The organism is Aquaticitalea lipolytica, from assembly GCF_014641635.1.
Taxonomy (GTDB): domain Bacteria; phylum Bacteroidota; class Bacteroidia; order Flavobacteriales; family Flavobacteriaceae; genus Aquaticitalea; species Aquaticitalea lipolytica.
Genome location: NZ_BMIC01000001.1, coordinates 124,937 through 139,442, shown reverse-complemented (window position 1 = coordinate 139,442; position 14,506 = coordinate 124,937). Strand labels below are relative to the sequence as shown.

Below are 14,506 nucleotides of genomic sequence, written 5' to 3'. Positions count from 1 at the left end.
TTTTACTCTAGAAGTTACATTTGCTTTACAATCGTTTTTTACTAGTTATATTTTCAATTTTTATTAAAAATACTATTGGTATTTCTTCCTTATATAGTTTGCTGGAAAAATCACTAATAAAGTCGGGTTTCCATTGTTCCTTTTCAGTTATAATATCTTTAACACCTAGAGAAAATAAATGTAAATATGATTTAGCATCACTACCAAAATGTTGCTCAAATTTTCCGTGTACTAAGATAGATTTCCAATTGTTTATTGAGTTAATTTCTGCAATTTGAAGAGAAACATCATTGTTTTTTCGCATAGCTGCAATTTTATGTCCTTCACCAGAATAACAAATTATAGCATTATTAGTTTCATCAAAAAAATAAGTTATCTGAACAATAAAAGGTTTGCCTTGATGTATGTACGCTAAGTGACCTATGTAATTGTTTTTAAGTATATAGTCAATTTCGTCTTTTTCTAAGTTTTTAATCATAGCTATGTGGTTTATTTTTTTAATTCCATATCGAGTTTTGCCAGCATAAGCAATTCTGATTTGTTAACTCCAGCAAAACTTGATGCAATTTGCCCAGCTGTTTTCATTATTAATCCTTTAACCTTGTCTGTGAATAATGCATTATGCTTTTTCTTATAAAACACAAAATCATTATAGCAATCAGTTGCATTATATTCAGAATCAGTATTAAGCCAATCAAAGACTATTTCAATCTGAAACGCTGCATCAGAGTTGTAATCATCAACAATGTCATCAATATCTAGCCAATGTGTTTTTACAATTTCTTTAAGCTTATTAAATTCGGTAAACTTTACACTACCATCAGATGCTGCTATTGCATAAAACAGTTTGCCAAGATTTTGATAAAATGTAATTTTTGAATGTTTATTAAACGTCATAAGTAACTAATTTATACTCAAAGCTATAATGTTTAAATATATTTATCTATGATATTAATCAGTTATTGAAGGATAAATTAAACTTTGAAAGGAATTTTTGTTCTTTAAGTTTTTGTATTTTTATAGCTAATAAAGACACTACTATTTTATGTTCAAAAAAGATCAAGAAATTTTTAATATTCTTTTAGGCGCAGTTTCTGAAGGCGTAATTATAGTAAATGAACATCAAAAAATTGTTGAAATTAATCAGTCTGCCGAAAATACTTTTGGTTATACTAGAGAAGAGCTTATTGATGCCGATTTGAATATATTAATTCCGCATAATTATCATGCTAATCATGGAGCACATTTTAAAGGTTTTATAAATAAGCATGAGAGCAGACAAATGGGTAGAGGAAGAGATATTTATGGACTTAAAAAAGATGGAACTGTTTTTCCCTTAGAAGCAGGTTTAAATCCTCTTAAAATTTACGGTAAAACTTATGTCATGGCCTTAATAACTGATATAACCGAACGTAAAATTGTAGAACAAGAAAAAACGCATCTGGCAACAATTTTTGATGAGTCGTTAAATGAAATATATGTTTTTGATGCTAAGACACTTAAGTTTATAAATGTAAACTATGGAGCTCAAAAAAATATAGGCTATACATTAGAGGAGTTAAAACAAATGACACCTGTTGATATTAAGCCAAATTATAACACTACAGACTTTAAAGAAAAGCTGGATGTGTTACTAACAAAAGAAGTTGAAAAGCTAGAGTTTGAAACCTTACACCAACGTAAAGATAACTCTACTTACCCTGTAGATGTGCATTTACAGTTATCTCGATTAGGTGATAAAGAGGTTTTTGTTGCTATTATAGTTGATATAACTGAGCAAAAAAATTATATGGATAAGCTAGAAAGAACAGTTGAAAAAAGAACTGAAGAATTAAAACTAGCTTTATCTACAGAGAAAGAATTAAATGAATTGAAGACTAAATTCTTGTCACTAGTTTCACATGAGTTTAAAACGCCATTGAGTGGAATATTAACATCAGCTATGCTTTTAGGTAAGTATAAATTAGAGGATGAGCAAGAAAAAAGAGAGAAACACCTAAAAACTATTACCAATAAAGTACATTATCTTAATAATATTTTAAATGATTTTCTTTCTGTAGAAAAACTTGAAACAGGAAAAGTAAACTACAATTTTAAAGAGTTTAAGCTAAGTAAAATAATGAATGAGGTTGTTTACAATTCTAATATGTTATTAAAAGATGGCCAAAAAATAAATTATCCTAAAAATATTGATGAAATATCTTTGGTTCAAGATGAGAAAATTTTAGAATTAGCACTAAGTAACATTGTACATAATGCTATAAAATATGCATTAGAAAATTCAATTATAGATATTAGTATTACACAATTTGAAAATAATATAGAATTTAAAGTAAAAGATAATGGAATTGGGATACCAATAGTAGATCAGAAAAATATTTTTAATCGTTATTTTAGAGCTGAAAACGCTATAAATATTCAAGGCACAGGTATTGGACTAAATATTGTTAAAAGCCATATAGAAAATTTAGGAGGTTCAATACAATTTACAAGTGAAGAAAATATTGGAAGCACATTTATAATAACTATACCAAATAACCCTCTATAATGAAAAACGTATTATTAATTGAAGACGATTCAGTACTCAGAGAAAACACAGCAGAATTATTAGAACTCTCTGGTTATAATGTTATTACTTCATCTAATGGTAAATTAGGAATTACTTCTGCAAAAGAAAACCTTCCAGACATTATTGTATGTGATATAATGATGCCAGAAGTAGATGGTTATGGAGTATTAGAAGCGTTATCTGAAAATGAGAAAACTAAACATATACCCTTTATTTATTTATCTGCAAAAACCGAACGACATGATGTAAGAAAGGGTATGGATTTAGGTGCTGATGATTACATTACTAAACCTTTTAGTGAAGATGAGTTAATTAGCGCTATTGAAAGCAGAATGGCAAAAGCTGCTATTTTAAAGGAAGTTAGAGAAAATAAAAAAAGCAAACTTATTGAAACAGATAATAATGATATTCGTTCGCTTAACGATTTAAAAAACTTTTTTGATGATAATGGTAAAGAGTTAACATATTCTAACGGGGAAATTATTTATAAAGAAGGAGACAATTCTAACAATATATTTTTAATAAACAAAGGTGTAGTAAAGTGCCATAAACTAGATGAACAAGGAAAAGAACTCATTACTGCACTTTATAAAGAAGACGACCTGTTTGGCTATACATCTTTCACCGAAAACTTCCCATATAAAGATACAGCAACTGCAATGAAAAACACTGTGCTAATGGCTGTAGCAAAGAGTGATTTAAAAGATATTTTAAATAAAAATCATCAAGTTACTTTAGAGTTAATTCAACTTTTAACTGAAGACCTGACAGGTGTTAAAGAGCAATTGTTACAAATGGCCTATAGCTCGGTAAATAAAAAAACAGCTACAACAATATTAAAGTTTGCCGAAAAGTTAAATAGTAAACCTAGTGATGCAATAAAAATATCTAGGAGTGATTTAGCAAGTGTGGCAGGTATTGCTACAGAAACTTTAATTAGAACAATGTCTGTATTTAAAAAACAAGGTCTAATCGAAATTGATGGTAGAAATATTAAAATTATTAACCTTCAAGGTCTTAAAGATATTGTGTAGTTTTTTGAGGTAAAATTAAAATATGACTAATATCATTTTTTAAAAAAGTGTACAAAAGTACTTTTGAAACTATAAAGTATTTTTTACAATGAAGAATGTATTATTACCGACAGATTTTTCCGAAAATTCATGGAACGCTATATTATATGCACTTAATTTTTTTAAAAATGAAAAGTGTAACCTTTATTTATTGCACGTTAATAAAATTAGCAATTTAACTATTAACGATTCTCCTTACATTCTTACACAAGAAGTAATAGAAGAGGTTTATAATAAACCATCTAAAGCACAATTAAAAAAGCTTCTACGAAAAATATCAGAACAAGTACCAAATAATAAAAAGCATAATTTTTATACAATTACCGATTATAATTTCTTTATAGAGTCTATAAGAAATCATGTTTCAGAAAAAAAGATTGACCTAATAGTAATGGGTACAAAAGGAGCAACAGGTTTAAAAAAACTTATTGTAGGAAGTAATACTGCAGATATTATTACTAAAGTAAAATGTGCAACTTTAGTTGTCCCAGAAAACGCAAAGTATGTTGATATAAAAGAAGTGGCTTATCCAACTGACTTTTCTTTACTATATGGTATAGAAACTTTGCAGCCTATTGCTGACATTTTGGATACATACAACTCATCTATTAGAATTCTTCATATTTGTAAAAAAGGAGAGGAGTTAAATACAAGTCAGAAAAAAAGTAAAGAGTTGTTAGAAGATTTTTTTACTCACCATAAGTATAGTTTTCACTTTCTAACCAATAAAAGAGTTGAAGATGCTGTACAGTGTTTTGTTGAAAGTATGGGAGTAAACATGATTGTTATGGTGGCTAAAAATCTTAATTACTTTCAGCAAATTCTGTTTCATGATAAAATTGAAGAGATAAGTTATCATACAGATGTACCTTTTTTGGTTTTGCATGAATAGATAGCTTTTCAATAACATTTATCTTCAATTGATAATTATCATAGTTTTTTTTTTGCTGACTATTTAAATTTAGATAATAAATAGTTTAGACATGTTTAAAGTTTTAATTCCTACCGATTTTTCTGAAAATTCTATGAATGCAATTAACTATGCGTTAGAATTTTTTAAATACGAAAAGAGTGAATTCTATTTCATGCATGCGTATCAGCATGATGTTTACAATCATAAAGAATTACTTACCAGAATAGTTTATGATGATATCGTTGCACGAGTAAAAAAGGAATCTGAAGATAATTTAAACAACCTTCTTAAGGTGATAAAAAAGTCTAACCCAAATCCAAGATTTACATATTACGCTATATCATCATTTAACTCATTAGTTGACGAAGCAGATTTAATAGTAGATAGCAAGAATATTGATGTTATTGTTATGGGTACAAAAGGCGCATCTAACAATAGTAAGCTTACATTTGGTAGCAACACATTACAAGTTTTAAAATATGTGCAATGTCCAGTTTTGGCAATTCCAGAAAACTATAAATACTCACCACCTAAACATGTTCTTTTTCCAACAAACTATCTTATTCCTTATAAACGAAGAGAGCTTAAACTTCTATGCCAATTACTCGCACCTTATCGCAGTAAAATAGACATGCTTTATGTGTCTAAAAGCGAAAAATTATCATTTAGACAAGAGGACAACAAATTGTTTATAGAAGAATCACTTTGCAAAAATGAAACTAATTTTTATACATCAAAAAGCAAAAAAGTTGATCAAGCCATAAATGACTACATCACTAAAAATGGTATTGATTTTCTGGTAATGGTTAATACTCGACATTCATATTTAGAAAACATATTATTTCAATCTACAATAGATAAAATAAGTATTAAAATGCCAGTTCCATTATTAGCAATGCAAAATATTAAAAGAGTATAATTTTAAAAAACTTAAAATGATGAAAAACATATTACTTCCTACCGATTTCTCAGATAACTCATGGAATGCCATTAAATATGCTTTACAGTTATTTAAAGACGAAAAATGCACTTTTCATTTATTAACACATTTACTCCTGTTATTTATAATGTAGAGTATTTGCAAGTAAGTAGTGCTCAGTTTGGGCTTGTAGATGCCATGAAAGAAGTATCTACAAAAGGATTGAAAACTATGAGTGATAGAATAAACAAAGAGTTTAAAAACCCTAATCATAAAATATCAGAAATATCGTCATTTAATCTTCTAATAGAAGAAATTAGAGAGCTAGATAGAGCACATTTAATAGATTTTATTGTTATGGGAACCAAAGGCGCTACAGGAGCAAAGGAAATATTATTTGGCTCTAATACCATACATGTACTAAAAAGTGTAAAATGTCCAGTACTAGCAATTCCTTCAGATTTTGAATACGAAACACCTTTAGAAGTTTTATTTCCAACAGATTTTAATATAAACTACAGTAAATCGCATATAAACCCTATTACAGCAATCGCAAAACAATACAATTCTAGAGTTAATGTATTACACGTTTCAACTGGTTATGATTTAACTGAAATGCAATATAAAAATATGAAAACACTAGAAGCATCTTTAAAAGATATAGCAAATATTTTTCATGAAGTTAGAAACCAAAATATTGATGATGCTATAAACGAATTTCAAATTAAAGCTAAAATTAATTTGCTGATTATGATTAATAATAAGCACTCGTTTTTCGAAAATTTATTCTTTAAATCTACCATCAATAAAATAGGACTTCATCTTAATATTCCTTTTTTAGTTATTCCATCAATAATTGATAAAAAATAGATTATGAAACTAAAAGTACTACTTCCTACAGATTTTTCAGATAATTCTTGGAGTGCAATTGTTTATGCTTTAAAGCTATATAAAAATATACCATGTACTTTTTATCTACTACATTCTTACGAGTTAAAAATTGCTCCTATGTCTAGCCTGTCTAACACACTTTTAGAGCATATAAAAGAAGGAGCTGTAAAAGAAATAAATGAGTTTCGCAAACAAATGGTCGATGCTAATATTAATCCAGACTTTGATTTTCAAACCATTATTTCTTCTAAAAATTTGAATCATGCTATTGAAACTACCGTAAGTGATTATTTAATCGATATAGTTGTTATGGGAACCAAAGGAGCAACAGGAGCAAAAAAAGTATTATTTGGTAGTAATACAGTAAATGTTATTCAGCACATGAGGTTTTGTCCAGTTTTGGTAGTACCTGAAGAATATGATTTTATAGAGCCTGAACAAATTGCATTTCCTACCGATTACAATCGGTTTTATGATAATAAAGAGATAAAACCATTAAGAGATTTAACGGTTTTATATAATTCAATAATTAGAATACTCCATATAAACCAAAAGGAAAAACTAAATGAAATTCAGGAGTATAATATGACAATGCTTAATGTGTTTTTAAAACAATATAATCACAGTTTTCATTGGATGCCGAAATACACTAAAAAATCTGAAACTATTAATGATTTTATTGATGAGCTAGATATAAATATACTGGTTATGGTAAATTATAAACACAGCATTATTTATAATTTAATACATGAGCCAGTTATTAAAAACATTAGTTTTCATCCTATAATCCCATTTTTAGTTATTCCTGTTTAGACTGATATATATCATTGAAAATTAGTTATGTATAAATTAATTTTATAAGGCATAATTAATATTATATATCATGAAACATAAAGTGTTATTGCCAACAGATTTTTCTGCTAATGCTTGGAATGCTATAAAATATGCATTAGAGCTATATAAAAATAAAGCTTGTGATTTTTATATACTAAACGCTTTCTCAGTACCAACATATTTATTTGATAATCTGTTAGTGCCAGAACCAGGTGAAGAGAAATATGAAACAGCTAAGCAAGAGTCTGAAGGCCAAATAGCAAAGCTGTTAGATAAAATTACATTGCAAGGTTTAAAAAAGCCTAAGCATAATTTTTTTGCTATATCTGTATATAATAGTCCGCTAGAAGCCATAAAAAACACAATAGAAGAAAAGGATATAGAAATTGTAATAATGGGAACTAAAGGTCAAACTAATTCAAGAAGTATTTTTTATGGTAGTAATGCAATATATGTTATGGAAAAATCGCGTAATTGTCCAGTTATAGTTGTTCCGCCAGGCGTACTTAATATAGCGCCAAAAGAAATAGTTTTTACAACAAGTTATAAAACACATTTTAAAAGACGCGAGTTAAACTGCCTTATAGAATTAGCAAAAGATAATAAAGCATCAGTTAGGTTTTTACATGTTGCAATTGAAGAAAAATTAAGTCAAAAGCAAATAGATAATAAGAAACTTTTAGAAGAATATTTTGAAGGTATCGACTTTTCATTCCACTCATTGAGTAATACAGACTTAAGTATGGCAATTAACTGTTTTGTAGAGAGTAGAGGTAGCGATATGGTAGCATTTATAAATAAAAAACATGCATTTTTTGGAAGTGTTTTAACTCAGCCATTAGTCAAAGAAATAACGTTCTTTTCTAAAAAACCAATATTAGTAATGCATGATTTAAGAAATTAAAAATAAAGAATTATGAAAAATACAGGAGTTTGGTTAGATAGAGATAAAGCAATTGTGGTAACCTTAAATAATGGAAAAGAAGTTTTAGAAATAATTAACTCTGAAATTGAAGATTTTAAGGCAACATCAAGCAGATTACTTGGTGGTCATCAGGAAATTGCTAAAGACAGAAAATTTTTAGAACGCGAAAAGCATCAATTTAAAAACTACTTTAAAAACATTGTTTTAAAGATTAAAGATGCTGATGCAATTGCACTATTTGGGCCAGCACAAACAAATGAAAAGTTTAATAAAGTTCTTCATGAACTATATCCTGATGTAGCTAAAAAAATTAAAGGTGTAGAAAAAGCTGATAGCATGACAGACAACCAAGTTATAGCTTTGGTAAAAGAATTTTTCAATTCTAAATAAACAACACTCAAATAAAATACTTGAATTATAATTATGAAATTTAAAGAAATAGATGTCACAAAATCTTCTGGTGAAAAAGTTAGGTTTTCTTTAGACAAACTTCGTAATTCTTTAAGTAAATCTGGAGCAAGTAAAACTGTAATAGATCAGATTTTAAATTCTGTAAGAGATGAGTTATATCAAGGTATATCAACCAAAGAGATTTACAACAGAGCATTTGCATTACTCAAAAAGCAAAATAGCCATTATGCTTCTAGGTATAAATTAAAAAAAGCCATTTATGAGTTTGGTCCAACAGGATATCCTTTTGAGAATTTTGTTAGTGCTGTTTTAAAATATTCTGGATTTAATACTAAAGTAGGTCAGATTTTACAAGGAAAATGTGTTACCCATGAAATAGATGTTGTGGCAAGTAAAAATGGGAATACTATAATAATTGAATGTAAATTTCATAGTGAAGAAGGAAGAAACTGTAATGTTAAAGTGCCTTTATATATCGCATCACGATTTAAAGATGTAAAAACCCATTGGGATTTAAAACCACAAGAAACAGATTTAAATGAATGTTGGGTTGTAACAAATACAAGATTTACAGAAGATGCTTTAAAGTATGGTAAATGTGTTGGGCTGCATTTGTTAAGTTGGGACTATCCTAAAGGAGACGCATTAAAAGATAGAATAGACAGATTAGGCTTATATCCTATAACAGTTTCTACATTGCTTACTAATAGAGAAAAACAATTTTTGTTAAGTAGAGATGTTGTTTTATGTAGAGATTTAATAGGAGATTCATTTTATTTAGATCACTTAGGAGTTTCAGAAACCAGAAAACAAAACATATTAAAAGAAGTTAAAACCCTTTGTAATTCATAATCTTGAAAACATGGAAAAATATGCCAAAATTAATTTTTTAGGAGCATCAGGTACAGTTACAGGTTCAAAGTTTTTAATAGAAACTTCTGAAAAAAACATACTAATAGATTGCGGAATGTTTCAAGGGCTTAAAGAGTTAAGAGAACTTAACTGGGTTGACCTTCCAATAGATGTGGCAAATATAGATGCTGTTCTGCTTACTCATGGGCATTTAGATCATGTTGGGTATTTACCAAGACTAATTAAACAGGGTTTTAAAGGACAAATTATTGGAACAGCACCAACATTGGCCATTGCAGAAATTATACTTAAAGACAGTGCTAAAATACATGAAGAAGAAGCTGAAAAAGCTAATAAAGAAAATTATAGCAAACATAATCCAGCATTACCTTTTTACACTGTAAAAGATGCAGAAAAAGCAATAAAATTGTTTCAGGTAGAAATGGAAGATAAATGGATTACAATATCAAATAACATATCATACCGATTTCAATTCAATGGACATATAATTGGAGCAACATTTATAGAATTAGATATTAATGGAAAACGATTTGTTTTTTCTGGAGATATTGGTCGTAGTAATGACTATTTATTAGATGATCCTAAAACTCCAGAATGGGCAGATTTTCTATTTATTGAAAGCACTTATGGAAATAAACTACACCCAGAAGAAGATGTAGAAACAATAATCGCTAACATCGTAAAAGATACCATTAATAAAAAAGGAAATTTAATAATACCAAGCTTCGCTGTTGAGCGTTTGCAAACGCTTATGTATATTTTATGGAAATTATATAAGAAAAATAAAATACCCAATATTCCTATTTTTATAGATAGTCCAATGGGCAACAATGTTTTAGATGTATTTAGTAGATTTCCAAAATGGCATAAATTATCGGTTAATGAATATAATGAAATGTGTAATCATGTAAATATTATTCAATCGTATAAAGAAACTTGGGAAACTATTGATGATAAACGTTCTAAAATAGTAATTGCAGGAAGCGGAATGGTAACAGGAGGAAGGGTTTTAACATATTTACAGCAATTAATTGATAATCCACTAACAACAGTATTACTAGTCGGTTATCAAGCAGAAGGCACTCGAGGTAGATTGTTGCAAGAAGGAGCTCATGAAATTCGCTTTTTCGGAAAATATTATCCTGTAAAAGCCACTATTAAAAATATTGAAAGCTTATCTGCACATGCTGATCAAAATGACTTAATTAATTGGATGGGTACTATTAAAAATATTCCAGAGAAAGTATATTTAATTCATGGAGAGCCAACAGCACTCGATGCATTTAGAGTAAAAATTAAAGCGACTTACAACTGGAATGTTCATATTCCTAAACTTACAGATGTAGAAAAAATTATTCTGTAATAAAGCGCTTGTAATTTATAGTTAATTATTTTAACTAACTGATAATTATCATTTTAAATTATAATTTTCATCAATAAATTAGTGTTGTAATATAAGTTTAACTTTTAAAGTAAAATTATTATGACACTCGTAAAATTTAACAACAGAAACAGATTATTCCCTTGGAATAATAGCTTAAAAAACTTTTTAAGCGATGAAGTGTTTTTTGATGATGACTTTTTTGTAAACGATAGCATTACACCAGCAATGAATATTAAAGAAAATGATGCAGATTATGAAATTGAATTTGCAGCACCTGGATTTAATAAAAAGGACTTTGATGTTTCAATTAATGGTAATATGCTTAATGTTTGCGGAGAAAAAAGTACAGAAAAAGAAAACAAAGAAGATAATTACACTCGAAAGGAGTTTAGCTACAATTCTTTTAAAAGATCTTTAAAATTACCTACTAATGTTAATACAGACAAAAAAGTGCAAGCAACATACAATGATGGTATTTTAAAGTTAAATCTTTTAAAAAAGGAAGAAACTAAAGCAAATCCAAAAAAGAAAATTGAAATAATGTAATTATCAAATAATGCAGAAAGAGTTTATTATAAAAACAACTTTCTGCATTATTTTAAACACCTATTATCATGATTACTACAAAAACACAGGTAAAATATTTAGAATGGCTAAGTGCTGATGAAATGTATGAGGAGTCAAAAAAATGGCTTTCAGAGTTAAGTTTCATTAAAGACGAGCATTTATTTTTTGAAGATATTATTAAAACTTACACGCTTCAATTAATTAACGATAAAGAGTTTTCAGAAACTAAAGAAATGGTGGATGTATTAAATAAATCTCAAAAGCGTAATAACTTACTTATTGAATCTGTTAAAACTCACAAAAATGATATAAAAATTTTATTAGATGGAATAGATCAGCCAAAAGAAGAAGAAAATTTCAAAAAAGAACATAAAGATCTTATCATTCTAGTTAGTGATTTTTTTAAAGATTATAAAGCCATAAAAACTCATCTATTCAGAATGATTAAAAAAATAATGAAATCAGAAAAATTAAGATTAATTGACAGACACTAACCTTAAGTTAAGATATCTAGTAATAATATTTAAAGCATGATAACAAGATATCTTCCTATATTTATTATACTTTCAATATTGGCAGAAATTTTGGGAACAATTGGTGGTTTTGGCTCATCAGTATTTTTTGTTCCCATTGCTAATATGTTTTTTGATTTTCAATCTGTATTAGGCATAACAGCACTTTACCATTTATCTAGTAATGTTACTAAAATTGCATTTTTTAAAAAAGGGTTAGATAAAAGAATAGTTCTGTATTTAGGTGTTCCAGCAATAATTTTTGTGTCTATTGGCGCGTATTTTAGTAAGTATTTAGACCCTAAAATATTAACGTATATTCTGGGAGTATTCTTAATTATATTAAGCTTACTTTTTTTAATTTTTAAACAATTAAAAATACTTCCAAAGACAAGAAATGCAATAATAGGAGGCTCGTTATCAGGATTAAGTGCAGGATTATTAGGCACTGGAGGAGCAATTAGAGGTATAACTTTAGCTGCTTTTAAAATGGATAAAAATAAATTTATTGCCACCTCTGCAGTTATAGATTTAGGTATAGACTTTAGCAGATCTATAGTATATTATTTTAATGGGTATATGCGTAAAGAGCACTTATATTTAGTGCCAATATTATTAGTGGTTAGCGTTGTTGGAACTTGGATTGGTAAACTAATACTTAATAAAATGTCTCAAGAGCAATTTAGAAACCTTGTTTTAATACTTATTTTATTAATTGGTATTATTAGTGTTATGAATATTAAAATTTAGTTACTGTGAAGTATTAATAAAGGCACTCTTAATTTATTGCTAATCTGAGTTGTTGGTGATCCTATAAAAAATCTTTCAAACAAAGACTCTTTTTGTACAATTAACGACATGAAATCTATTGTGTTAGTTTGTAAATAGCAGTCAACAACATAATGCATAGGTATATTATTTACTATATGATGCTTAAAGCGCTTGCCTTTTAAAATATCACTAATAGTTTTAGTATCAGCATTTTCTATGATAGACGGTTTTCCAATTGGATTAATTCTTAAAGCATGAAATAATAATTTATACTTTTTTATAAGTTTAGCAACCTCATTAAATTTAGCTCCCTGTAAAGAATCATTCTCATCTAAAGGCAATAGTATGTCTTTTGGTTTTTTAGCATAATTAAAACCTTCTGGTATAACTAAAGTATTGCAGTTTATATGTCTTATAACATTTATTGTATTACTACCAAAAACTACTTCTTTAGCACCAGTAACACCATTTGTACCCATAACAATAAGATCAATTTTTTTAGACTTAATAATTTGCTTTATAGAATCGGTAAGTGAATCATAATCAACAATAGCTTGAAAACTATGGTTTTTATTAGTAAACTCTGATGTAAGGCTAACAATAAGTTTCTCTAATTTATGTTTTGACTTTTTTATTATTGAATCGTAAACCGTTGTATTGCCATTTGTCATTAAATCGTCAGTAGTATAAGACTTAGAGCTTTGAACATATAATAAATAAAATGTGCATAATTCATCATTAAAAAAGTTCAGAGCATATTTAATAGCATTTTTTGAGTTATCTGAAAAATCTGTAAGAAGTAATATATGTTTCATTTTAATAATTTTAGTTTAGTAAAACTACAAGAGATTCTGTCAAAATAACATGATATTAGTCATTATAAAATTTTAGTTAATTAATTGCTAATAAGATTGTTTGTAATGTTAAAATAGAACTACATTCGTCAATTATTAAACCTGATAAAGTAAAGTGAAGAAAAGCTTCTTATTTATTATTTTTTTATTCTTGTTTTTTACTGGTTTTTCACAAACTAAAAAAACCTATGTATATTCTATTATAGGTAAAGATACCTTAAAACTAGATGTTTATACGCCAGATAATTTAACAGCTTCAGACTCACTTCCAGTATTAATTTGGATGCATGGAGGGAGTTTTATGAGTGGCAATAGAGATAATTCTAGCGAAAAAAAACTAGCTGAAATAGTAACTCAAAAGGGGTTCATTGGTGTTTCAATTTCTTATCGTTTAACGCGTAAAGGAGAAAGTACAGGTTTTGGTTGCGAGTGTACTAAAGAAGAGAAAATTTCAACATTTAAAAATGCAATTATAGATTATTTAGATGCTTCGTTATACATATATAAAAACAGTAAGGCTTTTAATGTAGATAGAACAAAAATGATTGCAGGTGGGAGTAGTGCAGGAGCAGAAGTGGTTTTAAACGCTGTATATTTAAAAGATTACTTTTTAAAAGACTCACCTAAGTATAATGAGTTGAAATTTGCAGGTATTCTATCATTATCTGGTGCTGTTTTAACTGCAGATTATATTAATAAAAACAATGCTATTCCTACCATGCTATTTCATGGCACTAGTGATAGGTTAGTTCCATATTATAGCGCTTCACATCACAAATGCGATTTTAGTAAGCCTGGCTATTTAAAGTTAGATGGGTCTTACGTTATTGCAAAAAAACTTAAGGAGCTAGATTCTTCTTATTATTTATACGCAGTAAAAGGAGGTAAACACGAAATATCCTCAATTCCTTTCGAAAAGATTAATGTTATTTTAGACTTTTTTAATCAAGCAAGTTTTAACAAAAAGAAAGTTCAAACTAAAAAAGTAGTAAAAAAGCAAGCGTAATTTT

At 27.8% G+C, this 14,506-nt stretch carries 18 protein-coding genes; 15 read left to right on the top strand and 3 right to left on the bottom strand.

Translation table 11 applies throughout. From position 1 onward, the window contains the following. Positions 1-25: 25 nt before the first annotated feature. Together IEW41_RS00635 and IEW41_RS00630 are read right to left on the bottom strand one after the other, a co-directional pair. The gene (locus IEW41_RS00635; RefSeq protein WP_188604406.1) at positions 26-478 is read right to left on the bottom strand and encodes a pyridoxamine 5'-phosphate oxidase family protein; all 453 of its coding nucleotides are present in this window, start codon (positions 476-478) and stop codon (positions 26-28) included. Positions 479-489: 11 nt separating this feature from the next. Then, on the bottom strand, positions 490-897 hold the full coding sequence (locus tag IEW41_RS00630; RefSeq protein ID WP_188604405.1) for a hypothetical protein: 408 nt from the start codon (positions 895-897) through the stop codon (positions 490-492). A 148-nt stretch (positions 898-1,045) separates the two neighbouring features. On the opposite strand from IEW41_RS00630, the gene IEW41_RS00625 reads away from it, so the two are divergent. From IEW41_RS00625 to IEW41_RS00565, 14 genes are all read left to right on the top strand, one after another. Beyond that, a complete protein-coding gene (locus tag IEW41_RS00625; protein WP_188604404.1) occupies positions 1,046-2,548 on the top strand; it encodes a sensor histidine kinase in 1,503 nt (500 codons plus the stop codon). Further along, on the top strand, positions 2,548-3,603 hold the full coding sequence (locus tag IEW41_RS00620; RefSeq protein WP_188604403.1) for a response regulator: 1,056 nt from the start codon (positions 2,548-2,550) through the stop codon (positions 3,601-3,603). Before IEW41_RS00625 ends, IEW41_RS00620 begins: the two co-directional genes overlap by 1 nt. An 88-nt stretch (positions 3,604-3,691) precedes the next feature. Continuing rightward, positions 3,692-4,534: a universal stress protein gene (locus IEW41_RS00615; RefSeq protein ID WP_188604402.1), complete on the top strand. Its 843-nt coding sequence runs from the start codon at positions 3,692-3,694 to the stop codon at positions 4,532-4,534. A 91-nt stretch (positions 4,535-4,625) separates the two neighbouring features. Continuing rightward, positions 4,626-5,474 carry a universal stress protein gene (locus IEW41_RS00610; RefSeq protein WP_188604401.1) on the top strand — a complete coding sequence of 283 codons (849 nt, stop codon included), beginning with the start codon at positions 4,626-4,628 and terminating at the stop codon, positions 5,472-5,474. 16 nt (positions 5,475-5,490) lie between these two features. Next, complete coding sequence (locus IEW41_RS14645; RefSeq protein ID WP_373282945.1) at positions 5,491-5,628, top strand: universal stress protein; 138 nt, start codon at positions 5,491-5,493, stop codon at positions 5,626-5,628. Continuing rightward, positions 5,580-6,344 (top strand): universal stress protein, encoded by a 765-nt coding sequence (locus IEW41_RS00605; protein WP_308419827.1) that lies wholly within the window; start codon positions 5,580-5,582, stop codon positions 6,342-6,344. The genes IEW41_RS14645 and IEW41_RS00605 overlap by 49 nt, the downstream gene beginning before the upstream one ends. Positions 6,345-6,347: 3 nt before the next feature. After that, positions 6,348-7,178, top strand: coding sequence for a universal stress protein (locus tag IEW41_RS00600; RefSeq protein WP_188604400.1), 831 nt, complete (start codon positions 6,348-6,350; stop codon positions 7,176-7,178). 70 nt (positions 7,179-7,248) lie between these two features. Continuing rightward, a complete protein-coding gene (locus IEW41_RS00595; protein WP_188604399.1) occupies positions 7,249-8,103 on the top strand; it encodes a universal stress protein in 855 nt (284 codons plus the stop codon). A gap of 12 nt (positions 8,104-8,115) precedes the next feature. Further along, positions 8,116-8,514, top strand: coding sequence for a hypothetical protein (locus tag IEW41_RS00590; protein ID WP_188604398.1), 399 nt, complete (start codon positions 8,116-8,118; stop codon positions 8,512-8,514). Between the two features lie 33 nt (positions 8,515-8,547). Beyond that, positions 8,548-9,387, top strand: a complete 840-nt coding sequence (locus IEW41_RS00585) for an ATP cone domain-containing protein (RefSeq protein WP_188604397.1) — start codon at positions 8,548-8,550, stop codon at positions 9,385-9,387. 10 nt (positions 9,388-9,397) lie between these two features. Beyond that, positions 9,398-10,771: an MBL fold metallo-hydrolase RNA specificity domain-containing protein gene (locus IEW41_RS00580; RefSeq protein ID WP_188604396.1), complete on the top strand. Its 1,374-nt coding sequence runs from the start codon at positions 9,398-9,400 to the stop codon at positions 10,769-10,771. A gap of 120 nt (positions 10,772-10,891) precedes the next feature. Next, positions 10,892-11,338: an Hsp20/alpha crystallin family protein gene (locus tag IEW41_RS00575; protein WP_188604395.1), complete on the top strand. Its 447-nt coding sequence runs from the start codon at positions 10,892-10,894 to the stop codon at positions 11,336-11,338. Between the two features lie 68 nt (positions 11,339-11,406). After that, the gene (locus IEW41_RS00570) at positions 11,407-11,853 is read left to right on the top strand and encodes a hypothetical protein (RefSeq protein WP_188604394.1); all 447 of its coding nucleotides are present in this window, start codon (positions 11,407-11,409) and stop codon (positions 11,851-11,853) included. A gap of 36 nt (positions 11,854-11,889) precedes the next feature. Continuing rightward, a complete protein-coding gene (locus IEW41_RS00565) occupies positions 11,890-12,621 on the top strand; it encodes a sulfite exporter TauE/SafE family protein (RefSeq protein WP_188604393.1) in 732 nt (243 codons plus the stop codon). On the opposite strand, the gene IEW41_RS00560 is transcribed toward IEW41_RS00565, so the two are convergent. After that, positions 12,618-13,457, bottom strand: a complete 840-nt coding sequence (locus IEW41_RS00560) for a universal stress protein (protein WP_188604392.1) — start codon at positions 13,455-13,457, stop codon at positions 12,618-12,620. The two genes, IEW41_RS00565 and IEW41_RS00560, sit on opposite strands and share 4 nt — an antisense overlap. A gap of 154 nt (positions 13,458-13,611) precedes the next feature. On the opposite strand from IEW41_RS00560, the gene IEW41_RS00555 reads away from it, so the two are divergent. Beyond that, positions 13,612-14,502 carry an alpha/beta hydrolase gene (locus IEW41_RS00555; protein ID WP_229660135.1) on the top strand — a complete coding sequence of 297 codons (891 nt, stop codon included), beginning with the start codon at positions 13,612-13,614 and terminating at the stop codon, positions 14,500-14,502. Positions 14,503-14,506 lie beyond the last annotated feature (4 nt).